20 protein-coding genes and 1 tRNA gene are annotated in these 21807 nt (G+C 52.5%); 8 read left to right on the top strand and 13 right to left on the bottom strand.

Annotation, left to right across the window (positions count from 1 at the left end):
• Window positions 1-88: 88 nt before the first annotated feature.
• From K0H79_RS09070 to K0H79_RS09060, 3 genes are all read right to left on the bottom strand, one after another.
• Complete coding sequence (locus K0H79_RS09070; protein WP_220078022.1) at window positions 89-2182, bottom strand: prolyl oligopeptidase family protein; 2094 nt, start codon at window positions 2180-2182, stop codon at window positions 89-91.
• 145 nt (window positions 2183-2327) lie between these two features.
• On the bottom strand, window positions 2328-2756 hold the full coding sequence (locus K0H79_RS09065; protein WP_220078021.1) for a MarR family winged helix-turn-helix transcriptional regulator: 429 nt from the start codon (window positions 2754-2756) through the stop codon (window positions 2328-2330).
• A gap of 80 nt (window positions 2757-2836) precedes the next feature.
• A complete protein-coding gene (locus K0H79_RS09060) occupies window positions 2837-3940 on the bottom strand; it encodes a cation diffusion facilitator family transporter (RefSeq protein ID WP_258405508.1) in 1104 nt (367 codons plus the stop codon).
• Between the two features lie 238 nt (window positions 3941-4178).
• Here K0H79_RS09060 and eco point away from each other — a divergent pair, with 238 nt between their 5' ends.
• Window positions 4179-4736 (top strand): serine protease inhibitor ecotin, encoded by a 558-nt coding sequence (gene eco, locus K0H79_RS09055; protein ID WP_220078019.1) that lies wholly within the window; start codon window positions 4179-4181, stop codon window positions 4734-4736.
• Between the two features lie 98 nt (window positions 4737-4834).
• On the opposite strand, the gene K0H79_RS09050 is transcribed toward eco, so the two are convergent.
• Both K0H79_RS09050 and K0H79_RS09045 read right to left on the bottom strand, forming a co-directional pair.
• Window positions 4835-5359, bottom strand: coding sequence for an LPXTG cell wall anchor domain-containing protein (locus tag K0H79_RS09050; RefSeq protein ID WP_220078018.1), 525 nt, complete (start codon window positions 5357-5359; stop codon window positions 4835-4837).
• A 10-nt stretch (window positions 5360-5369) separates the two neighbouring features.
• A complete protein-coding gene (locus tag K0H79_RS09045; protein ID WP_220078017.1) occupies window positions 5370-6098 on the bottom strand; it encodes a class D sortase in 729 nt (242 codons plus the stop codon).
• Window positions 6099-6340: 242 nt separating this feature from the next.
• Here K0H79_RS09045 and K0H79_RS09040 point away from each other — a divergent pair, with 242 nt between their 5' ends.
• The 3 genes from K0H79_RS09040 to K0H79_RS09030 all read left to right on the top strand — a co-directional run bounded on the left by K0H79_RS09040 (window position 6341) and on the right by K0H79_RS09030 (window position 9972).
• Window positions 6341-7018 (top strand): tRNA/rRNA methyltransferase, encoded by a 678-nt coding sequence (locus tag K0H79_RS09040; protein ID WP_220078016.1) that lies wholly within the window; start codon window positions 6341-6343, stop codon window positions 7016-7018.
• 37 nt (window positions 7019-7055) lie between these two features.
• Window positions 7056-8651 (top strand): S41 family peptidase, encoded by a 1596-nt coding sequence (locus tag K0H79_RS09035; protein WP_220078015.1) that lies wholly within the window; start codon window positions 7056-7058, stop codon window positions 8649-8651.
• A gap of 313 nt (window positions 8652-8964) precedes the next feature.
• The gene (locus K0H79_RS09030; RefSeq protein ID WP_220078014.1) at window positions 8965-9972 is read left to right on the top strand and encodes a DUF3080 family protein; all 1008 of its coding nucleotides are present in this window, start codon (window positions 8965-8967) and stop codon (window positions 9970-9972) included.
• 69 nt (window positions 9973-10041) lie between these two features.
• Here K0H79_RS09030 and K0H79_RS09025 read toward each other — a convergent pair whose 3' ends face one another.
• Window positions 10042-10371, bottom strand: coding sequence for a hypothetical protein (locus K0H79_RS09025; RefSeq protein ID WP_220067706.1), 330 nt, complete (start codon window positions 10369-10371; stop codon window positions 10042-10044).
• A gap of 156 nt (window positions 10372-10527) precedes the next feature.
• Between K0H79_RS09025 and K0H79_RS09020 the strand changes: the two genes are divergently transcribed.
• Window positions 10528-12588, top strand: a complete 2061-nt coding sequence (locus K0H79_RS09020) for a PhoX family phosphatase (protein WP_220078013.1) — start codon at window positions 10528-10530, stop codon at window positions 12586-12588.
• 141 nt (window positions 12589-12729) lie between these two features.
• Window positions 12730-12806 (top strand) — tRNA-Pro (locus K0H79_RS09015).
• Window positions 12807-12832: 26 nt separating this feature from the next.
• Here the strand turns inward: K0H79_RS09015 and K0H79_RS09010 are convergent.
• The 3 genes from K0H79_RS09010 to K0H79_RS09000 all read right to left on the bottom strand — a co-directional run bounded on the left by K0H79_RS09010 (window position 12833) and on the right by K0H79_RS09000 (window position 15418).
• Window positions 12833-13585 carry a tRNA-uridine aminocarboxypropyltransferase gene (locus tag K0H79_RS09010; RefSeq protein ID WP_220067704.1) on the bottom strand — a complete coding sequence of 251 codons (753 nt, stop codon included), beginning with the start codon at window positions 13583-13585 and terminating at the stop codon, window positions 12833-12835.
• Between the two features lie 181 nt (window positions 13586-13766).
• The gene (pssA, locus tag K0H79_RS09005; RefSeq protein ID WP_220078012.1) at window positions 13767-15080 is read right to left on the bottom strand and encodes a CDP-diacylglycerol--serine O-phosphatidyltransferase; all 1314 of its coding nucleotides are present in this window, start codon (window positions 15078-15080) and stop codon (window positions 13767-13769) included.
• Between the two features lie 11 nt (window positions 15081-15091).
• Window positions 15092-15418, bottom strand: a complete 327-nt coding sequence (locus tag K0H79_RS09000) for a DUF1904 domain-containing protein (RefSeq protein WP_220078011.1) — start codon at window positions 15416-15418, stop codon at window positions 15092-15094.
• Between the two features lie 209 nt (window positions 15419-15627).
• Between K0H79_RS09000 and K0H79_RS08995 the strand changes: the two genes are divergently transcribed.
• Both K0H79_RS08995 and dacB read left to right on the top strand, forming a co-directional pair.
• Entirely contained in the window at window positions 15628-15813 is a 186-nt protein-coding gene (locus K0H79_RS08995) for a hypothetical protein (protein WP_220078010.1), read from the top strand.
• 245 nt (window positions 15814-16058) lie between these two features.
• Window positions 16059-17567, top strand: a complete 1509-nt coding sequence (gene dacB / locus K0H79_RS08990) for a D-alanyl-D-alanine carboxypeptidase/D-alanyl-D-alanine-endopeptidase (protein ID WP_220078009.1) — start codon at window positions 16059-16061, stop codon at window positions 17565-17567.
• A 141-nt stretch (window positions 17568-17708) separates the two neighbouring features.
• Here the strand turns inward: dacB and K0H79_RS08985 are convergent, their stop codons facing one another.
• The 4 genes from K0H79_RS08985 to pyrF form a co-directional block, all read right to left on the bottom strand.
• Window positions 17709-19445, bottom strand: a complete 1737-nt coding sequence (locus K0H79_RS08985) for an acyl-CoA dehydrogenase (RefSeq protein ID WP_220078008.1) — start codon at window positions 19443-19445, stop codon at window positions 17709-17711.
• Between the two features lie 133 nt (window positions 19446-19578).
• The gene (locus K0H79_RS08980) at window positions 19579-20124 is read right to left on the bottom strand and encodes a DUF2058 domain-containing protein (protein WP_220078007.1); all 546 of its coding nucleotides are present in this window, start codon (window positions 20122-20124) and stop codon (window positions 19579-19581) included.
• A 75-nt stretch (window positions 20125-20199) separates the two neighbouring features.
• Complete coding sequence (locus K0H79_RS08975; protein ID WP_220078006.1) at window positions 20200-21018, bottom strand: SDR family oxidoreductase; 819 nt, start codon at window positions 21016-21018, stop codon at window positions 20200-20202.
• A gap of 64 nt (window positions 21019-21082) precedes the next feature.
• Entirely contained in the window at window positions 21083-21784 is a 702-nt protein-coding gene (gene pyrF / locus K0H79_RS08970) for an orotidine-5'-phosphate decarboxylase (RefSeq protein ID WP_220078005.1), read from the bottom strand.
• Window positions 21785-21807: the final 23 nt, after the last annotated feature.

Genomic DNA, 21807 nt, shown 5'->3' with positions numbered 1-21807 from the left:
AGCCTATAGGACAGATGCCCAATAAAAAAACCACCGGGCCGGCAGCAGCCTCGGTGGTTTTGTTAAGGTCTCAGCCGGTTCTTGGCTGTTACAACTTAAGCTGCTTCAATAAGTAGGCATACGCCAGGCTATTTAGTTCCGCAGTTTGTTTGTTATCTGCCGCGCCGGCATGGCCGCCTTCCATGTTTTCGAAGTACAGCACCTCGTAACCCATGTCTTCCATCTTGGCCACCATCTTACGGGCATGGCCTGGGTGCACGCGGTCGTCACGGGTAGAGGTGGTGAAGAACACTTTTGGATATTGGGTGTCTTTCTGCAGGTTATGGTATGGCGAGAAGGTTTTGATGTAATCCCACTCAGCAGCCACATCCGGGTTACCGTACTCGCCCATCCAGCTGGCGCCGGCCAGCAATTTGTTGTAGCGCTTCATATCCAGAAGCGGCACCTGACACACCACGGCATTGTACAAATCGGGTCTGCGGGTAAAGGCGGCGCCCATCAGCAGGCCGCCGTTACTGCCACCCTGAATACCCAGGTGTTTTGGCGAGGTGATTTTGCGCTTAATCAGATCTTCAGCAATAGCTTCAAAGTCTTCATAGGCCTTATGACGGTTTTCCTTCAGCGCAGCCTGGTGCCAGCCTGGACCGTATTCACCGCCGCCACGAATGTTGGCAAGCACATAAACGCCGCCCTGCTCGAGCCAGTTCTTACCTGTGGTGGCAGAGTAGAAAGGACGCAGTGACACTTCAAAACCGCCATAGCCGTACAGCAGCGTCGGGTTGGTGCCATCGAGCTTGATGTCTTTGGCCATAACGGTAAAGTAAGGCACCTTGGTACCGTCTTTACTGGTGGCAAAATACTGTTTGGCTTCAAATTTTGATGCATCGAACTGGGCTGGCATCGCCTTGAGTGAGTCACGCTTGAGACTTTCGGCGTTAACACTGTACAGGGTCGATGGTTCGAGGAAGCTGGTGTAGGTAACAAACAGATCGTCTCTGTCGCGACTGCTATCAAACACGCTGATGCTGCCGTTACTTGGGAAACCGACGTTTTCACCCTGCCATTGGCCCTTGGCATCTTTACGATAGCGCACCAGCTTGCTCTTAACGTCTTCAAGCCAGTTCACCAGCACCGCATTACGGGTAAAGGTCACCTGACTGATGGATGAATTGGCGTCGGGTTTAACAAACAGTGCAAACTCAGGCTTACCGGCCAGCAGTTTGTCGGCCTTGGTGTAAACAATGGCGCCCTGTGGGAAGCTGCTGCTCCCCTGCTTGAGCTCGCTTTTAAGCTCAACAAAGATGTCACCGTTAAAGAAACCCTTGAGTTCGGCATCCTTTGGCAGCGGCAGATCCACCAGCTTGCCATCAAGGAGCGCCTTGTAGCTGGCTTCGTAGAAGGTTTCAGCTTCAGAGACCAGTTTAAGCGGCGTTTTGTCATCCCACATCACGTAACCGGATGCCGCCACCGATGCCTTGTTGCCTGCATAGATTTCTTTGGCGTCTTTAATGTCGGTGCCGCGGGTCCACACTTTGACCTTGCGTGGATAGCCGGAATCGGTCCAGGCATCGCCTTCGGCAAAATCGGTGCCCACAAACAAGGTATTTTCGTCAATCCAGCTAACGCTGGACTTGGCTTCAGGCAGGAAGAAGCCCTGCTTGTCGGCAGGGACGAAACTTAAGCTAGAGAGGTCAAACTCACGAATTTCCACCGCATCGGCGCCGCCGCGGGACAAAGACACCAGGCAACGCACGTTCTTTGGATATTGGCAGTCCATGCCCTTGAATACCCAGTTAACCCCTTCGGCTTTACCGAGGGCGTCGATATCGAGCACGGTTTCCCACTTGGGCGCGTCTTTGACGTATTCCGCCATGGTAGTGCGGCGATAGATGCCGCGGGGATTGGCTTCGTCTTTCCAGAAGTTATAAAGGTAGTCACCAATGCGGCCCGCATAAGGAATACGCGCCTTGTCATTGAGGATATCCAGTGCATTGTCCACCAGCGCATTATAGCCGGGGACGGCTTTGAGCTCTTCGAGGGAGCGATCGTTTTGGGTTTTGACCCAGGCAAGCGCTTTTTCACCCTCCACATCTTCCAGCCAAATGAAGGGGTCTTCCCCTTCAGCGACAGCATTGAAAGCCAGCAATGAGGCTGCGCCAAGAAGCAGTATCCTTTTGTTCATATTGAGTCCTTGGTTACAAACGTTTTCAAGGACACTAAACTAGCGATTTTCCGCCGCTTGGCAACTTTACCTGTGAATGAAGTGTAAGCGTCTGTTACAGATGTTTTACCTGGTGCTGCCTGTATGATTAATCGAAACCGCAGGGCTATTCTGGATTTCGGAAATGGCGGTTCATTTTCTCCAGCATGCCCAGTAGGTTTTGCTTATCTTCGGCGCTGAATGCTGCAATCAGATCTTCAGTCAAATGAAGATGCGCCTTATCATGGGTAGAAAAGTGCACCTCGCCCTGCTCAGTGAGCGCAATCAGCAATGAGCGCCTGTCTTCGGGATTGGCAATCCGGGTGACGAGCCCGTCTTTCTCCATGCGATCGATGCGGGCTGTAAGGGTGCCGGTACTGATGCTGAGCTTGTGCGCCAAATCCGTCATCCTCATGGGGCCGTATAGTCCCAGCAGCTCCAGCGTATGCATGACTGGCAGCAGTAAACCACTGCCTTCCACCAACTGATGCTCCCAGGCCGCCATGCCTTCAAAAAATTCCACCAGAGCCCGATTTAAATCCTGATTGATATCCATGTGATTAAGGCTTCCTTCTTATCACGGCGCTGAGCCGAACTAATACCAGTGGGCCCAGCGCCATACATACGAACTGGGTTTCAGTCCCGGGATGAGGGCCTGACTTCGCAGTCACAGCAATGCACTTCGACAGTCACATGATGCAGACCCAACTCTTCCTTAAGCCGTTTAACAAAATAGGCACTGGACTTGGGTTGATGACTCACGACCCCCAGGATACAGGCACGATGATCGGCACTGATACGCCACAGATGCAAATCGGATACCCCGTGGTCCGGCACACTGGCCACCAGACGAATCACGTTTTTCCGTAATTTTTCGTTGTTGTCGGCATCGAGCAGCAAGGGACCTGTGTCTTTAACCAGCCCCACAGCCCAGCGGCCGATAATGATGGCACCGAGTATACCGATTAGCGGGTCGAGCCTGCCCAAACCGAAGAATTTACCCGCAAGCAAGGCGCCAATGGCCAGTACGGACGTCAATGCATCGGCAAGCACATGCAAATAGGCCGCACGCAGGTTGTGGTCGTGGTGCCCGTGATGCTGATGTTGATGATCATGATGTTCATGGCCGTGGTGATCAGTGCCCTGATGGCTGTGATCACAATGAGAATGCCCGTGATCGTGGCCATGATCTTCATCATGATGCAGATGAACCTCATGGTCATGGTGTTCGTGCCCATGGTCATCATCGTGATGGTGCCCGTGGTGATGATGGTGATGATGATCCTTCAGCAGAAAAGCGCTGAGCAGGTTGACCGAAAGGCCAATAATCGCCACCAGAATAGCTTCATCAAAGGCAATTTGATGGGGCGATATCAAGCGCACCGCAGACTCTATCACCATAATCAGCGCGACCAACCCCAATGCAACGGCACTGGCGAAGCCGCCGAGTACACTGACTTTACCTGTGCCAAAGGCAAACGCCGGGTCATCTTTATGTTTCAGAGCATAGCGGTATGCAAACAGGGTGATAAGGAAAGCCGCTGCATGGGTGCCCATATGCCAGCCGTCAGCCAGCAGGGCCATAGAGCCATACACGGTACCGGCAAGAATTTCGGCTACCATGGTCACCAGTGTCAGCACCAGCACTATCCGGGTGCTGCGTTCACCCGCATCGTTGTGTTTGAAAAAGTCATGACTGTGCTGCCAATTGGCAACGGAGTGAAAGGGTTTGGCATTCATAGACGAAGGCATGTTGAGTAATTGATGAGTGAACGTTAGCGTGTTTTCAGTGTGAATTAAATTAGTTTGATCATCAAACTATTTGAAATGTGAATTAACCGGCAATTCGTAACACGAAAGGCGAAAATAAATTTTTTTCATGGGCTTTAACCCTTTTTCGGATTAGCCTCGTTTACAGGAATACAGCGGGTATGAATCCCGATGACTTTTTGGGGATATCCCCTTTCAAGGAGCTATTATGCAAAAAGCCTTTTCTGTTAAAAACCTGATGTTGACCGGTCTATTCTCCCTGGCAACCCTCTCGGTTGCCTACGCCACATCACCGGCGCATCCTGACGGGGTAAATCAAAACATGATCACCGCCCAGCATTTTACCTCTGCCGATTACCAGGCGCAGGACGCCAGCAAAATGTTTCCAGCCCCCGCTGCCGGTATGGTGCAGCACATTCTCACCTTACCGGCGCTTGAGAACGAAGGTAATTACATGGTGGAAGTCCAAATCGGCCAAACCAAGCTGGTGGACTGTAACAAACATGGCCTCAGAGGCGAGATGCAAACCAGGGATCTCAAAGGGTGGGGTTATAACTACTACGAAGTCACCGAAATTGCTGAGGGCCCAAGCACCATGATGGCCTGCTTCGATAAAGCCAAGACCGAAGCTTTTGTGCGCATTCCAGGTGACTACAAGTTTGCCTACAACAGCAAGCTGCCGATGGTGTTTTATATTCCGGAGGGTGCGGAGCTGAAGTACCGGGTCTGGCGCGCTGACACTGTGTTCAACACCTCTAAAAACTGATGTTGGCCCGAATCAGCCAATAGTCTGGCCAGATAACAGTTCAGTTCAGATAAAAGAAAGCCGCGCTTGCGCGGCTTTTTTATCGTTATTGTCACGCGTTAAGTGCGGCGGCGACGGGTAAACACCTGACCAAGCGCCAGCAACACCAAACCAAGGGCACCCAGTGCTGGCACCCAAGACGCTGTTTTTGGCAACTCGGCGGGGCGGGTTTCAGGCTCCACAGGCGCAACGGGCGTTACCATAGTCACCTCATCCACCTCAAAGCGGTCGCTGGGGACATAAAACTCCAGCTCATAACCGCGGGGCAGTGCGTCCCAGCCGACCTGATTGCCTCCCGCATCCACTGTAGCACCAGACTTGAGGGCGACCGTTTGACGCTGCTTGGTGCCATCGGACTCATAAACATCCAGCATAGCTTTACGGGGCTCACTGTAACGGACAAATTCAGCTTTGAGCTTGACGTACTGCTTGCCATCTTTCTCAATAACATCCTGACAAGCGTTAGCAACGCTGGGGTATTGAGCAAGCACATCCTGATGCCAAACCACGTCACTGCAGTCGGCAGCAAGTGCCGGAGTGGCAGCACCAAAGGCCAAAAGACCTGCGGCGAGAGCTTTTTTCATGGTTATTTCCTTAGTGTTGGTTGGTGGAAACTTTTTTGGCCCGCACTATGTACCGCTGAGGTGCGCTGCCTACAAAATAAAACGGATAGCAAGTCACCAGAGTCAGCACATCCGTGCTGACGGGTGCCATCACCCAGGTATCTTTGGGAGTCAAAATCCAGGAGTCGGTTATTTGATAGCGATGGAGCTCGCCATCTATCGACATGATGTCTATCACCGCGCCCTTCCCAAGCTGCCCTAATTTGCGAAAGAAGGAATCCCTGTGACCGGCAATCACCAGATTACCGCTCTCACCCAAAGCGGCCCCCTGATGAACCCGGGCCACGCCCTTATTCAGATTGAGCTCTGAATCACCATCAAACAGGGCCACCTCCAGGGAAATGTCATTGATGGTCAGTTTTCCCAACGGTATTGAGGTCGATAACTCATGAAACCCTTTTTTACGGGCAGTCGACCAATCGGACATATCGGGTGTTGAAAGCTGCGTATCCGTTGTCGGGTTTGCATCACCAGAAATAGCCGCTGTCGTTGCTGGTGAGGTATCGCCCGACACCAAAGGCTCTGAACTCAGGCTTCTGTCAGCTATTTGTCTGTCAACTTCAGCGAGTGCTGAATCCCCCGCTGCTGCCTGATGCCACTTGGCTGCTCCAAACGCCAGAAGGCACCCAATCCCGGCAATGTTAAGTAGCGTTACCAGGGTGGATTGTCTTCTGACGAGCGTGATTTGGCTGTCGGGCATTGGAGATGTTCATGACGGACAATGGCTATTAAGTTATGCACATAACCGTAGGTCATACCCTAAGGAGTTTGACTGAAATTTAACCGGATAACGCATCGAAAGCAGTAAACCGTTCCCGTCAGGCATCAGTCTTTGCTGTTTATCGACATCAACCTTGTTAAGGAACTGAAAAGGCTCGGGCTCATACGGCTTTACCGATATACTCTTCACCAGATAACGCTGTACAGGAGAGTTTTGTTGTTATGTTGTCCGTTGTACTTGTAGAACCTGCCCGCGCGGCAAACGTAGGCGCCGCGGCTCGGGCCATGAAAACCATGGGATTTACCCAACTGATTTTAATTGGCAGCCAGCAACATCTGGAGGATGAAGCGCGCTGGGTTGCCCATGGTGCGACAGACATACTCGATAATGCGCGGGTGTTGGACTCCTTCGATGACCTGCGAGCAGAGTTTGACCTGCTCATCGCCACGACCGCCAGAGAGCGAGGCAGCCCCCGCACTTTTCTCACCCCTGAAGAACTGGGCACTACCCTCAAGCAGTCCGGCGCCCCTTCCATGGCGTTGGTGTTCGGCCGGGAGTCCAGTGGCTTATCCAACCAGGAGCTCTCCCAGTGCGATCTCTTCAGCTATGTTCCCCTTGCCGGTGACTATCCATCACTCAATCTTGGCCAGGCGGTGATGGTGTATACCTATGCCCTCACTGGTGTTGAGCGTACGATTGGCCTGCAGGCCAGGGCCGCCGATGAGCGCCAGATACAGTCCCTCAAACACAAAGCCCAAGAACTTGCCGGCCTGCTTGGACTCTCGGAACAGGACAAACTCAGACCCTGGCTGCAGGACAGTATTGGGCGTTTGCCTGAACGGGATTGTAAGCTGGCACATCAACTGATAAGTGATATTATGAGCAAAATAAACGGCTGATTTTAATCGGCATTAATACGAAAAAGGAGTTTTGGATATGCTGTACCTACGCAAAAGCAGTGTGGCAATTGCCCTGATGCTCTCCCTTGGAGCCTGCTCCGGGGGCGGTGGTGATTCTTCATCCGGTGATACAGGTTCCGGTGGCAATAACGGCGGTACGTCAGGTGACATCACCTGGGTACAGGGAACCTTTGCCGATGCCGGGGTTTATAAAAATTTCTGCGCCAATCCCCGTGGCGGTACCAGTGATAAAACCGGAACCGCCCTCCATGAAAAGATGTGGCTGCGTTCCTGGACCAATGAAACCTACCTCTGGTATAGCGAAGTTCCAGATAACAATCCAAGTAACTTCAATACAGTTGAAGCCTATTTTGACCAGTTGAAAACGACCCAAACGACATCGAGCGGTGCCTATAAAGACAGATTCCATGGTTCCATGTCCACCGAAGAATGGGAGGCGCTGTCCAACTCCGGTGAATCTTTGGGCTATGGGGTCGAGTTCCAGCTGCTTAAAGCATCCCCTCCGCGGCAGATTGTGGCCGCCTATACCGAGCCCGGCAGTCAGGCTGCCAATGCCGGAATTCTTCGCGGTGCCGAGTTTTTGGAGGCCAATGGTGTGGATGTGGTCTACAGCAACGACGTGGATGCGTTAAACGCCGCGTTTTTCCCCACAGAAAAAGGCAAGGCATCGACCTTTAAAATTCGTGACGTGAATGGCACAGAGAGAACCGTGTCGTTGACCGCCAATACCGTGACACAGGTTCCGGTGCAAAATGTCAAAGCTATCACGACAACTTCGGGCAAGGTTGGCTATCTGCAGTTCAATAGCCACATCGCCACCGCAGAAGGCGCACTGGTGAGTGCCATCGATACCCTCAAAGCGCAAGGCGTAACCGATTTGGTGCTGGACGTGCGCTATAACGGGGGTGGTTTGCTCGCGATTGCCAGCCAGCTCGGCTATATGATTGCCGGGCCAAGCAGAACCTCAAACAAAATATTCGAAAACACTACCTTCAACGACAAACACACCAGCACCAATCCAGTGACTGGCCAGGCGCTGGTGCCCATGCCCTTTATTAATACCGGCGTAGGCTTTTCTTACAGTCAGGGGCAAGCACTCCCTTATCTGGGGCTGGGCCGGGTATTTGTATTAACGACAGCCGCCACCTGCTCTGCCTCCGAAGCCATTATCAACGGACTCAGAGGCATTGACCTGGATGTCGTGCAGATTGGTAACCGTACCTGTGGTAAGCCTTATGGTTTTTATCCTACGGATAATTGCGGTACGACCTATTTCTCCATCCAGTTCCGCGGTGAAAATGACAAAGGCTTTGGTGACTATGCTGACGGCTTTGAACCGAGAAACTCACCGGTTCTGAGTGGCGAGCCAGTCAACGGCTGTAACCTGGCTGACGATTTCACCAAGCAGCTTGGCGATCCTGCCGAAGCCATGCTGGCGGCAGCGCTTCAATACCGACTCGATGGCAGTTGTCCAGCTGCCGCTGTTGCCCAGTTTGCGCCGTCAAGGGTAACCCAGGAGACTGTTGAGGGCGATGCACTGTCAGATGGACGCGAACTGAACGTGTTCCGTAACAACAGGATAATGACTTTGCCTCAAGGCAAGAGCCAATAAGGCGTCAGTCCATTCTCAATGAAAAGGCAGGTAAAACTGCCTTTTTTATTTCACCTTGTTGATGCCTGCCTGTGGTCGCCATCGACACTCTCCTATCTCTCCCTGTCAGCGACCAGCGCTGATGGTATAACACAAGACTGTGTCTGTTTCTTCCATAGTGATTGACCCAATAGGATGCCAGTTGCGTATAGTTAACATACTCAGGTTTACCTGGACTAACTTCAGATAGAGGCAACAGGTGGCGGTTTTATTAAGGTTTAAGCGAAGCGCTACAAGGCTAAAGACGCCGTGTTTACTCATGGTTTTGTGTGGTGTGTTGCAAGCTTGCTCACCCACTGGCGCCGATGCCCTTTGGGAAGATTATGAACAACGTCTTGTGAGAATCCTGGGTGATGAGTCACTGGACGAAACGCCCTTTTCTTCCGCAACAATTCCGCGGTTTCCTCTGCCCCCAAAGCGTGGATTACATGAAGGCGGCTCCATTGGTCTGCTGGAACTTGGCAGGCTTGGGCACTGCCACCTCGGCGGCCTTATCGCCAACCACAACAGCAGTTTGGGTAAGGTTGCTGAACCCGCGGTTCGGTTCGCCTATGAGATTGAATTTATTCAGGCCGCCCCAAATTGCATAGAAGCATTGCAAAACGATAACGCACTGAGCGCCAAGCTGGCTGAGGAACTTGAGCGCAAGCAATCCACACTGCATGAAAGCTTTATCTGGTTTTTGGAAAACGATGATGACATACGGCAACGCCTGTTTGTGAAACGGATTGGCCTGGATAGTGCCCGTGGCAATGCCGGGCTTTCCGATACGCAGCAGCAACTGCGCACCCTGCTGGCAATTCGCAACGCTATCGAGTCTGACAATGTAGGCTCTGTCGACGTTATGGATGTTAATCGAGCAGTCAAGTTACTCAGAAAAAGTGATTTTTTGGCGCGCTACATGGCAGGCATGGATTCGCATTTGAGGGCCCTGCGAAGACTCAATCAGCGCCTCGATGGCCATAAATTGATGCGCTGTACCCCTGGCCACAACCCCGCCCGACAGGAAATTCTGCTCAATATTCTGACGAAATATTTTATTGGCAAGATTCAGCCCTATCTCGGTGTGTACAGTGAGAGCCAATTTGCACTCTCATCCGATATGCAATCGCTGTTTAATGGCAGCGAGTGGCAAGCTCAAGTGGAATATTACTTCAGCGACAGCGGCATCACCACAGAAATAAAAACGGCTGTGAGAGACCATATCCGTCTCTGGCAAGGGCTACAGCAAAGTTGCATGCTTGAAATTAAGCCCGGCACGGCAGGCCGCTCCTCCGGCTGAATGGCTAACGCCAGTGGATGCGCCAACCCAAGGTTTCAGTGCCACATAGAGACGCCGTTACCCAAGACTTCAGGGCTTACGGGCCAGATATTGATGGATTAACTGCGTGAGCTTGTCGTGAAACCGCTCTTCAAAGGAATCTATATCCTCGCCAAAGAGTTGCAAATACTTGCCCGCCTGTTCGCGGGTGAGTTGTTTGGCCCCGAGGAAATAACTCATTTCGGCAAGACGCTTGTCATAGCGGGGCTCCAATTGCCAGCGGCAGATCCCGGGAGAGACTTGCTTCATCGCCTCCTGGGCCAGACGACAAAAGGCCTCAACATGGTTAACACCATCCGGCCCAAGACAACCCGGTTCGAGACGGTGGTGGATTTGCAACATAACAGTCGAGGCTTGCATAGGTTCATCCTTACCTATTGTGATAACAAGAGTATAGGCTCACCGAGAGCCCCCCTTTCATTCAATCGTCATACTTAATACACACAAACGTCATTTAACACCACTAACTTGTCGTTTCGAATTAAGCCAACATTACAATGTCTTATCGGAGCGATCATGAGCAAGGCCACCCATAATCCAAAATGTTTTAACCAAAGCAACAATACCCCATTTGCCGAGGTGTTGGACCGTCATCTATCTCGCCGCAACTTTGTAAAAAGTGGTTTGGGCCTCGGCGCCATGACCGCGTTTGCAGGTTTGGGCCTCGCTGGCTGTGGCAGTGATTCTAACCCGGTAACGCCTCCCGTGACCACGCCTACGCCATTGCCACCGCCGACCCAGTCTGACATCACTCTGGGCTTTAACTCCATTCCCGGTTCGCTCACCGATGGCGTTTCCATTCCGGAAGGCTACCGTGCTCAGGTGCTGGCTCCCTGGGGGACGCCACTGAATGACAAAGCTGCCCCCTGGAAAGCAGATGGCAGTAACACGTCAGACGATCAGGCCAATGCCGTGGGTCAGAACCACGACGGTATGCACTTTTTCCCACTGAATGATGCCGCCGACGATGGTCTGCTGTGTATCAACCATGAATATATTGAACCCGACGCCCTGCATCCTGCCGGTCCGACCGTTGACCCAGTCACGGGTCTTCGCACCATCCTTGATGAAGTACGCAAGGAAATCAATGCTCACGGCGTCACTGTGGTGCGTATCAAACGCACCAATGGTGTATGGGAAGTCATTAAAAACGATCCCCATAACCGCCGCTTCACCGGCGCTACCACGTTTGATATGGCAGGCCCTGTTGCATACAGCGATCATCTGGTTACCGCATTCTCGCCCGATGGCAGCCAGGCCCGCGGTACCCTGAACAACTGCGGTAACGGTTCAACGCCATGGGGCACTTACCTGACCTGTGAAGAGAACTGGCCCGAGTATTTCGTCAACAAAGGCGAAATGTCTGCCGCCAATGCCCGTATCGGTGTTGCAACCAAAGACACCCGCTACGGATGGAACCATTTTGCCGGCCACGATGAAGAGCGTGCAGATGAGTTCAGCCGCTTCGACACCACCCCCACAGGTATGAGTGCCCTCTACGATTACCGCAATGAGGCCAATGGCCACGGCTATATCGTTGAAATCGACCCATACACCCCTAATCAGCGCGGTATCAAACGTACTGCCCTTGGTCGCTTCCGCCATGAAGGCTGCACCTTCGGCAAGCTCGAAGAAGGCAAACCCGTGGTGTTCTACTCAGGCCATGACTCCCGCTTCGAGTATCTCTACAAATATGTGTCAGATGCGCTTTGGTCTGAGGCTGATGCCAACAGCAGCAACCGCATTGCCACCGGTGACAAGTACATGAATAACGGTACCCTTTACGTGGCGCGCTTCGACGAGGATGGCCAGGGTGAATGGTTACCACTGGTGCCTGATACTGTCACCACCGACGGTAAAACCCTCGGTGAGCATTTGGGCTCGCTTGCCGACATCATAGTTAACACCGCAGGTGCTGCAGACTTGGTGGGTGCGACCCCAATGGATCGCCCTGAATGGTGTGCTGTCGACCCTTTCACCGGCAGTGTGTACCTGACACTGACCAACAACACCCGACGCACCGAAGCCAATCCGGCCAACCCACGTCTGAAAAACAGCTTTGGACATATCATTCGTTGGGATGAAGGCGCCTCCGACACGGAATTCAGCTGGGATATCTTCGTATTTGGTTCTCCTGCCAATGGTGACAGCGAAACCAATCTCAGCGGCCTGACCGATGAGAACCAGTTCGCAAGCCCCGATGGTCTGGCATTTGACCCACGTGGCATCATGTGGGTACAAACCGACAACGGAGCCAAGGAAGTGACTGAGCACACCAACGACCAGATGCTGGCCGTGGTGCCATCAAAGTTGCTCGACGCCGATGGAAACCAAAAGCCGCTTCGCGCGGATAACCAAATGGAACTGCGCCGTTTCTTCGTTGGTCCCAACGACTGTGAAGTAACAGGTGTGGCCTTCAGCCCTGATTATCAAAGTCTGTTTGCCAATATCCAGCACCCAGGTAACTGGCCTTACAGTGATGATGCGACCCAGGTTACCCCAGCCGGCATGAGCATCAGACCAAGGGCTGCCACTGTGGTTATCTCAAAAGTCGATGGCACCGAGGTAGGTGTGTAAATTGGAGTCGGGAGTATGAGCTGAGCGTCCAGATATGGCTCCCGCCAAAATAGAAAACACCGGCTAAGGCCGGTGTTTTTTTGTTCTGCTATCGCCATCTTGTGAAGTCATCGAGACAGCTGTATGTTTTTCATATGGTTTCGGAGCGTAGCTCAGTCCGGTAGAGCACTGCCTTCGGGAGGCAGGGGTCGCAAGTTCGAATCTTGTCGCTCCGACCAACTCAGTATCGCCGGCTGCTTTAACCCTAAATCGGGGTTTGCCCCTCATTGAACCTTGCAATAAGGCGATGGCGCTCATCAAGGCAGGCGCCGGGTCTGCGGTTGCGTCCAAGCAGGGTTGACTCCACAAACAAATCAAACCAGGTGGCAAGCTGCTCACTGTTATGGCTTTCACCCATAGCGCCAAGCACCATGGCCGCCACTTCTGCGGTACCAAACTGAAAATCCCGCTGGCCTTTGCGCAGGGCATAGCGCGCAAGTTCACCGGCATCGAATGACAGCAGCGGCAAGCCTGCCAGATAGGGGCTCTTTCGAAACATCTTCACCGCTTCCCGCCAGCAGCCATCCAGCATGATAAAGAGTGGCCGTTTGCCCGCCAGCATCTCTTCACTGATGGCCTGATGTACTACTTGCTCAGGCGCGGCATATTCCCCAGGAAAAACCACAAAGGGCATAAAGTCAGGATGCTTTATCAGCGCCAGCACCTCATCATCTACTTGGGTACGGCTCCACAAAAAGGCCCAGGTGTCGGGTATCAGATCGGCAATTAAGCGACCACTATTGGTTGGCTTGAGCACTTCATCATCGTACATCAGCAACATAAAGGCGGCTTTGGTATTAAGCTGTGAGCGATATTCACAGGTGCAAAACTGGGTCCCCAATAGACATTGCTCGCATCTACGTAAATTTTTACCCCGTGCGGTGAATGGTTTTGATGATATGGATTTACGATACTGATACAGCCTGTGTACCGCGTGTTCCTTCTTCTCATTAACCATGGTGAAAGGCGCTCCGAAACTGGCAAGGGTGATAATCGCTATCCCGGCTCACACTGCCGGGGCGGAGCATAATACGCGAGTTGGCATCAATTTGCCCCTGAATTTGACGTCTTGAGTCTGAATAAGTGCAATAAAAAAGCCGGCGATATTGCCGGCCTTCCTGTCCGCAATATCGCCGGACTTACAGGATGCGACGAAGCAAGATGTCAGCCTTAAGCCTGCGGATGCGGTTCATGATTTTCTTCACCGGTACCGGGTAATGATGCAGGGTATCAACCTGGCTGTAGTGATACAGCCTGTGAGTGTGATTGAGAATATGGGCCTGCTCCTTGGCAAAACTTTGCTGCCACACTCCCGTCTCATCCTGTACCAGCAGACCGTTTTCCAGATCCAGTCCCCAGGCTCTGGGATTCAGGTTTGAGCCTGTGATCAGATGGCGGCGATTATCCGCGCTGATCCCCTTGAGGTGATAACTGTTGTTATCGTGCTTCCACAGGTGGATATTGAGCAGTCCTGCCTCTATTGCCCACTGCTGACGTTTGGCAAACTTGCGCAGTGACTGTTCATACAGATAAGGCAGCGCGCCTATGGTGTTGAACTCTTTCTCCGGTGGGATAAAGAAGTCATTTGCGGTCTTGTCTCCCACCACGATATCGATTTTAACGCCGTTTCTGAGCTGTTTAACCAGTGCGCGCACCAACACCCGGGGCGGATTGAAGTAAGGCGTACAGATAAAGAGTTCAGTGCGGGCACTCTCAACCAGGGAAATCACCGCCTTATTCAAGGCATTGTGCTTGCTGCCAAGGCCAACAAGTGGGGTTACCCTGTTCCCGCGGGAGACCCCCTCAAACTGGTATTGCGCTTCACACAAACGCTGTTTGAACGTGCGTACATCTACCTTTTGCGGTAACACTTCGTCTTCGGCAGCCTGGGTCAGCAGGCTGACGGCAGGGTCCGCGAGCAGATAGTTATCAATCATCGAGCGCATGCTCAGGGCAAGTGCGTGGTTTTCAATCAGGTGGTAACGGTCGAAGCGATACTTATCTACTTGATGTAAATACACATTATTCAGGCTGGCGCCGCTGTAGATAACAGCATCGTCGATAATAAAGCCCTTGAGGTGCAAGACACCCATGAACTCTTTGGCTTTTACCGGCACGCCGTAGATGCCAAAAGCGCTGGGGTGATTCTCCATCACGCGGCGGTACATCAGGTAATTACCGCTGTCACCCTTGTGGCCGATAAGCCCGCGACGGGCCCGGTGAAAATCGACCAACACCTTGATGTCCAGCGACGGGTTGGCAGCTTTGGCAGCCAGCAAAGCGTCCATCACTTCCCTGCCCGCTTCATCGTCTTCAAGATAGAGAGCCGCTATATAAATGGCCTGTTTGGCCGATGCGATGCGCTCGAGCAGACAAGACTTGAAATCCTGAGGGGTCAGCAGCCACTTGAGCTGCTCAGGTTGAAGGGCAATGCCTTGCAGCTTTTCAACCAAGATCTGTCTCCTTAGAAGTGCCGGCCATCACGGTAATAACCCCGCTTGTCCAACCCAATAAATATGACGGCAACACTCAATTGGGTTTCAACCAAAAGGTGTTCACGAATGCAGGCTTCCATTTCGTCCTGCGTTGATTCATTCCGTTGAAACCAAAGCACCTCCACTGTTACCAGTGGTTGGCATGCTTCTCCCTGTTGGAAAAATTGACTTGGGATCCACTCCAGGGTGTAACTTGACACATCAGTCGCCGTTATTGTGGCCAGTCGCGCTGGCAAGTCACGGCTCAATCGGGCCACAGCGTCAGATGCAAGACCGCGAATTCTGAGATGAGGCATAGAGGGTCCTTAGTCGATTAAGGGCTAGAAATTACCGATAAGCGCCCTTCGGGGCAAGCATTTTTGCCATCATAGCCATGCCTGATGAAAATTCCGACCAACTTTTGTCCAATAGGTGACAGACCCCCTGCTTAGTTGGTGCAGTGGTTACACCCCTAATCGGCTTTTGCTATAGTGACCGCATAGAAGCTGCCGCCCCCGGAACAACCATGAATCGCCCTAACCTGCAAATCCTGTTCACTGTAGCGCTTGCCCTCGTTGGCGCCTTTGTGTTGTTCCATTACAAAACCGTGCTGGGCATTTTGGTGCTGCCGCTGTTTATCGCTCTGGTGCTCTTTGTTACCCTGCGTTTCTACCGCTTAATGGAAAAAGACGATCCCCGGGATCAAAGCTGACCGCAGCAATCGAGCCCCCATAAGCGCAGGAGTCAATGGATAGAACTGCCACCGGGTTTTGGATAGAACCCAAAAAAGGATGCAGCATGACGGCACGTTTAATGACTACCAAGATGACAAAGGCACTCGTTCGCTCTCTGGCAGGGCTATCGATTTCATTTGCATTTGTGGCATCAGCCACTCCCTGGCTTTCCATTGATATGGAAAGCACGGTGACAGCCTCCCCCTCAGCAAGTTCTCAACCAGTGAAACCAACTGAGGTACCCGATAACGCGCCTGTCGAGCCGCTACTGCAAGACACACTCCCTATCGATGAGGAACACGGCTCAAAACCGGCCTTTTCCGCCGATACTCCATTTTCCATATTACCTGCAACTGCGCTTTCTCCCTCGAAGGATATTGCGCCTGACTGGTATCTTGCCATTAAGCCCAAACAGACCAATGTTGCCGTACTTGCTGTTGATCTGAAAACCCAGCAGGTGGTTATCAGCGATAACAGCGAACGCGCCATGTTACCCGCCAGTGTGCAAAAGTTACTGCTGGCATTGGCAGCACAGCATACCCTGGGGCGGGATTTTCGGTTTCATACCCAGCTTTTCGTCAAGGGATTTAAACCTCCTGTAATCGAGCGCCTCTATATCGGTTTCAGCGGCGACCCACTGCTCACCAGCGCCGAACTCAGCGCTCTGCTTGGCAGCCTTAAGCAGCAAGGCGTACACACCATTAATCAGGTTTATTTGGTGTCTGCGGTCGATAAGAGCGATAAGGCGCCCGGATGGGTTTGGGACGACCTGGGGGTGTGTTACGCCTCACCGGTTGCCGAGTTCAGTCTCGATAAAAATTGCGTCAAGGCATCACTGCGACCAACAGAAAATGGCGATGGCACCTATGTGAGACTGGTGAAGGATGCCGCAATTTCCATTGATAACCAGCTGAGCTATCGCCCGGGGGCCAGCTTCAAAGAATGCAGCCCGCACCTGGCGGTGGTTGGCCCCAACCGATACCTGCTCCACGGCTGCTACAGCGGCAAACAAGCCTTGCCTTTGTCCATCGCAGTGACAGACACGGATGTTTGGTTACAGGACAAGCTTGCAGCTCTCTTGAAAGCAGCCGGATTCAACGCGCCAATAGCCGAACGTTTACATACGCTGCCTGCCAGCGTTCATCTGGTTGCCGACCATCAGTCGGCTCCTATGGATTCATTACTGAGTGAAATGCTCAAAGAGTCGGATAACCTGATTGCCGATGCGCTGCTTAAGCAATTGGGTAAGATGAAGGGGCAGGATGAATCGGACTTCTATCAGGGAAGCCAGGAAATGGCCGCCAATTTGAAGTTGCTCGGTGTGGACCTGTCCAGCGCCAATCTGGTTGATGGCTCGGGATTATCACGCTACAACCTCCTGAATGCCCGCCAATTGATGCAAACATTGCTGTTGATCCATCACACAGAAGACTACGCCTCCCTCAAGGATGGGCTGCCTGTGTCAGGAAAAGACGGCACGCTGCTTTACAAACGCGGTTTCAATTCGCTGCCGTTAAAAGACCGGGTCCAGGCGAAAACCGGCAGTATGCAAGGTGTATCAAACCTGGCCGGTTTTTTACGCAGTGGTGATAGGGAATATGCTTTTGTGGTGCTGGAAAACGGTTTGGTAGAGCCCGAAAGCCAAAACGGCAAACGTAAGCCGGGCTTCGCTGCTATCTTGCTTAAAGCTCTGCTACAGCACGAACCGCAGCTCATGTCCGCACAAAAATGACCGTCCATGTTTATCAGAGTTCAGTTTTTGTGTGATGCATCATGCCATAAGCTCAATAGCCCGCTTAATTAATCACCAAGTAAAAAGGGCCGATAAACGGCCCTTTTTTATATCGCGCATCAGCACCTGGTTTGTCACCTATCAGAAATAAGCGTCAGGCAGTGACATTAAAAGCTCATCCCCGGCTTTTGCTGCTCGCAGCAGCGCTTCCGCTCTTGGCATCACTTTGGCGAAGTAGTAGTCGCAGTAAGCCGCTTTTGCGCCTGTCAATTCACTGCCGGCGGCATTGGCCGCATCACGCATCAGCAAGTGATAATAGCCATAGAGCAGGTAACCAAACGCATCCAGCATATCTACTGCCACCGAATTGATTAACGCGGGGCGGTTTAGCTTATTATCATTAATCCAGGTTGCCACAGCGACGAAATCTGCAAAGCCGGCTCTCAGTGCATTTGCCTTGTCACAGGTGCCGCTTAGCACCTCAATATGCTCGGCAATGAACTCCTTGAGGGTTGACAGATTATCGCCAGTGACCTTGCGCCCCAGAAAGTCGATGGCCTGAATGCCGTTGGTACCCTCATAAATCTGGGCAATGCGGGTGTCACGCACCAGCTGCTCAATCCCGGTTTCACGGATATAGCCATGGCCGCCAAATACCTGCTGCGCCATGATGGTGATATCAAGACCTCGGTCGGTTAAAAAGGCCTTGGCCACCGGGGTCAGCAGTCCCACATAACGCCCTGCTTTGGTTTTAACGGCGTCATCGTCGGCAAACTTAGCCAAATCCAATTGCTTGCCTGTGTGTACTGCCAGTGCCCGCCCCCCATCGGTAAGTGTGCGGGTGGTGAGCAGCATACGACGAACATCGCCATGAACCAAAATGGGATCTGCCGCGGCTGTGCTGCCAACGGCGTTACCCTGCAAACGCTCTTTGGCATAGTCAGATGCCATTTGCACTGCTGCCTGTGCGCTGCCGAGCCCCTGAATACCGATGGCAAGGCGCTCATAGTTCATCATGGTGAACATGCAGGCGAGCCCCTTGTTTTCACGGCCAATAAGCCAACCACGGGCACTGTCGAAGTTCATGACACAGGTTGCAGAGCCCTTAAGCCCCATCTTGTGTTCTATACTGCCCACTGAAACGCCATTGGGCTCAGTCAAATTGCCGCTGTCATCAACAGCAATTTTGGGGACTAAAAACAGCGACAGACTGTTGGAGCCACTGATTTTCGCAAGCACCAAGTGGATCACGTTTTCAGTCAAGTCCTGATCGCCACCCGTAATAAATATTTTGCTGCCGGTAACCAGGTAACTGCCATCTTCCTGGGGCTCGGCGCGAGTGCGGATGTGGCGAAGGTCAGAGCCAGCCTGCGGCTCTGTCATGTCCATAGCACCAGCCCATTCACCACTGTAAAGCTTGGGCAAATAGGTGCTCTTAAGCTCATCTGAGCCATGGGCGTTAATGGCCAGCGCTGCCCCTGCAGTCAAAGAACCATAGAGATTAAAGGCGTTACAGGCGCTGTAGCCCATTTCGTCAACCAGCACGCCGAGCATCTTGGGCATGCCCATGCCGCCGTATTCCGGGTCGCCACAAAGACCTATCCAGCCGCCTTCAACAAAGGCGTTATAGGCTTCTTTATAACCCTTTGGCGTGGTTACCTTACCCTCGCTGAAGCCAACACCCTCTTCATCGCCTGCACGGTTGATGGGATGCACCAATTCGCTGTTCAGCTTGGCGGCTTCTTCTAAAATCGCCAGCGCCGTGTCCATATCAACCATGCCCTCGAGGGACGCAAGACCTTGCCAGGTCGCTTCAGCATTAAACACATGTTCCAGCAAAAAACGCATCTCGCCGAGTGGCGCTTGGTAGGGATTCATTGGCTATTCTCAAACGGTGAATTTAAACAGTTGTTTCAATTTATCGAATAAAGGCGGGAAACTCAATCCATTCCACAAGCATAGCCATAAAAAAGCCCCGGTCTGTTAACCGGGGCTCGTTTTGTTACATCGATTACCACATGAGATCGTCCGGGATCACATAGTCGGCGTAAGGATCATCCTCTTCTGCCATGGGTGGCTGGTTATCAGTTTCCTGCCACAGATAGCCACACCATTCCGGAACCAGCAGATTCACCCGTTCAGCCAGTTTATGCGGTACCAAGTAGCTGCTGTCTTCGTGGCGTACTATTCCGAGGTGGCCACCAAGCAACTGATTTTGGATCTTCTCGTTGATGTAAACGCTGTAAATTTTACTGCCGATGGTGTAGTTGAATTTCACATCGGCATGTTCAGGTAAGCTGATGGCAAGGCGCTTAAGCTCTGTGATCAGGCTGCGCACCTGGCCCTTGGCTTCGGCTTCCTGAAAACGCTTTTCGTTAAGTGCCTTATCCTGCGCCGCCTGGGATGCCTTCTGTTCGGCGATGCTCTGTTTAAGGGCCGCGGACCCATCATCCACATTGCTTTTTCGATCACGGCGTTTTTTGGTTTTAACGTCTTTTATCTTTTGCTTGCTGGTCAGCCCCGCTTTAAGCAGCTGCTCCTGTAATGCGTTAGCCATGATGCTCTCTCTTTATTGCAATCTATTCAGTTGTACTTTTTTAAACCTGATGCTGGTCAATGTAAGTAACCAGACTTAAGCCGGGCCTTTGCTCTGCTTTGATAAGAGTTGCCCAAGCTCTGTCATGGCTGTACTGGCACCGCCCAGTGACCAGCCTCCATCAACCGGTAACACCACCCCATTGATGTAGCTGGCAAATTCAGACGCCAGAAATAGTGCGCAGTTGGCGATATCCGTGATGCTGCCATTTCGTCCAAGCGGCACACTTTGCGCCACTCGTGCCTTGAGGGCATCACCGGGAGCGAGTCTGTCAAAGCCTTCTGTACCTTCAATGGGGCCAGGTACGATGGAGTTAATCCGAATTCCTTCCTGGGACCATTCCATCGCAAGTGTACGGGTGAGCATATCAACACCGGCCTTGGCAGCACACACATGGGCCTGCATCGGCATGGGGACAAACGCCTGAGGGGCCGAAATCTGCAGAATCACACCCGGGCGTGACAACAAAGGATAACAGGCTTTCAGTACCTGAAAACTGCCAAGAAGGTCAATGTCCATCACCGACTTGAAGCCGTTTACACTCATTACCGCAGCAGGCGCCGGGAAGTTTCCTGCCGCGCCGCTGATAAGCACATCTATGCTGCCAAGCCCTTGATGTAAAGCCTTAATGCCGTCATTAACAGCGTCATTGTCACGCACATCGAAACTGACACCGAGCGGCGTTACCTCTGGATTATCACCAGTCAGGAGTGTAAGCGCCGCATCGACCTTATCCTGACTGCGACTCGCTACCGCAACCCGGCCCCCGGCTTTCGCGAACGCCCTGGCAATCCCCAAGTTGATCCCACTGGTACCGCCAACCACCAAAATGTTTTTCCCGTGAAAGTCGAACATCTTAACTCCTTGTCAGCACTAATTGCGTTTCAGCCGTGAGTGTCGGTTAACGGGGCCCTGTGGTTTATATTCCGCGGATTGACTGGTGAATTTCTGTCAGTGTCTTAAGCGGATCAGCAGACTTGGTGATGGGACGACCAATCACCAGGTAATCCGAGCCCGCTTGCAGAGCCTGAGCGGGTGTCATGATGCGATGCTGATCGCCTGCGTCACTCCCCTCGGGGCGAATACCCGGGGTAATGAGTTTAAAATCACGGCCACACAGGTCTTTAAGCATAGTGGCTTCCTGGGCCGAGCACACCACGCCATCAAGACCTGCATCCCGGGTCAATTTGGCCAGACGCTTCACATGCTCAGCGGCGCCAACATCGATGCCCAAAAGCTTCAGATCGTCATCACTCATGGAGGTAAGCACAGTCACGGCAATCAGCAGCGGCGCATTGTCGCCGTATGGCAGCAAGGCTTTGCGCGCGGCGTCCATCATGGCAAAACCACCTGAGGCATGGACGTTCACCATCCATACGCCTAACTCAGCGGCAGCGGCAACTGCCTTGGCCACAGTATTGGGGATATCGTGGAATTTAAGGTCAAGGAACAGGTCGAAACCACGATTTTGGATGTCTTTGACCAGCTCTGGCCCAAACAGGGTGAACATTTCCTTGCCCACCTTGAGGCGGCACATGGCGGGATCGAGCTTATCAACCAACTGCAACGCTGAATACTTGTTGTCAAAATCAAGGGCAACCAGAATGGGCTTGTCTCTCATGGGATCTCCGATGCAGTGGGACT

Source organism: Shewanella sp. FJAT-52076 (assembly GCF_019457455.1).
GTDB classification, from domain to species: Bacteria; Pseudomonadota; Gammaproteobacteria; order Enterobacterales; family Shewanellaceae; genus Shewanella; species Shewanella zhangzhouensis.
The sequence above is the reverse complement of the archived record's forward strand: the minus strand, read 5'-3'. Positions and strand labels throughout refer to the sequence as shown.

Bases quoted from the DNA above. Each gene is read 5' to 3' on its own strand.
- K0H79_RS09070 (WP_220078022.1), bottom strand. From the start codon at position 2,182: ATGAACAAAAGGATACTGCTTCTTGGCGCAGCCTCATTGCTGGCTTTC.
- K0H79_RS09065 (WP_220078021.1), bottom strand. From the start codon at position 2,756: ATGGATATCAATCAGGATTTAAATCGGGCTCTGGTGGAATTTTTTGAA.
- K0H79_RS09060 (WP_258405508.1), bottom strand. From the start codon at position 3,940: ATGAATGCCAAACCCTTTCACTCCGTTGCCAATTGGCAGCACAGTCAT.
- eco (WP_220078019.1), top strand. From the start codon at position 4,179: ATGCAAAAAGCCTTTTCTGTTAAAAACCTGATGTTGACCGGTCTATTC.
- K0H79_RS09050 (WP_220078018.1), bottom strand. From the start codon at position 5,359: ATGAAAAAAGCTCTCGCCGCAGGTCTTTTGGCCTTTGGTGCTGCCACT.
- K0H79_RS09045 (WP_220078017.1), bottom strand. From the start codon at position 6,098: ATGCCCGACAGCCAAATCACGCTCGTCAGAAGACAATCCACCCTGGTA.
- K0H79_RS09040 (WP_220078016.1), top strand. From the start codon at position 6,341: ATGTTGTCCGTTGTACTTGTAGAACCTGCCCGCGCGGCAAACGTAGGC.
- K0H79_RS09035 (WP_220078015.1), top strand. From the start codon at position 7,056: ATGCTGTACCTACGCAAAAGCAGTGTGGCAATTGCCCTGATGCTCTCC.
- K0H79_RS09025 (WP_220067706.1), bottom strand. From the start codon at position 10,371: ATGCAAGCCTCGACTGTTATGTTGCAAATCCACCACCGTCTCGAACCG.
- K0H79_RS09020 (WP_220078013.1), top strand. From the start codon at position 10,528: ATGAGCAAGGCCACCCATAATCCAAAATGTTTTAACCAAAGCAACAAT.
- K0H79_RS09010 (WP_220067704.1), bottom strand. From the start codon at position 13,585: ATGGTTAATGAGAAGAAGGAACACGCGGTACACAGGCTGTATCAGTAT.
- K0H79_RS09000 (WP_220078011.1), bottom strand. From the start codon at position 15,418: ATGCCTCATCTCAGAATTCGCGGTCTTGCATCTGACGCTGTGGCCCGA.
- K0H79_RS08995 (WP_220078010.1), top strand. From the start codon at position 15,628: ATGAATCGCCCTAACCTGCAAATCCTGTTCACTGTAGCGCTTGCCCTC.
- K0H79_RS08985 (WP_220078008.1), bottom strand. From the start codon at position 19,445: ATGAATCCCTACCAAGCGCCACTCGGCGAGATGCGTTTTTTGCTGGAA.
- K0H79_RS08980 (WP_220078007.1), bottom strand. From the start codon at position 20,124: ATGGCTAACGCATTACAGGAGCAGCTGCTTAAAGCGGGGCTGACCAGC.
- K0H79_RS08975 (WP_220078006.1), bottom strand. From the start codon at position 21,018: ATGTTCGACTTTCACGGGAAAAACATTTTGGTGGTTGGCGGTACCAGT.
- pyrF (WP_220078005.1), bottom strand. From the start codon at position 21,784: ATGAGAGACAAGCCCATTCTGGTTGCCCTTGATTTTGACAACAAGTAT.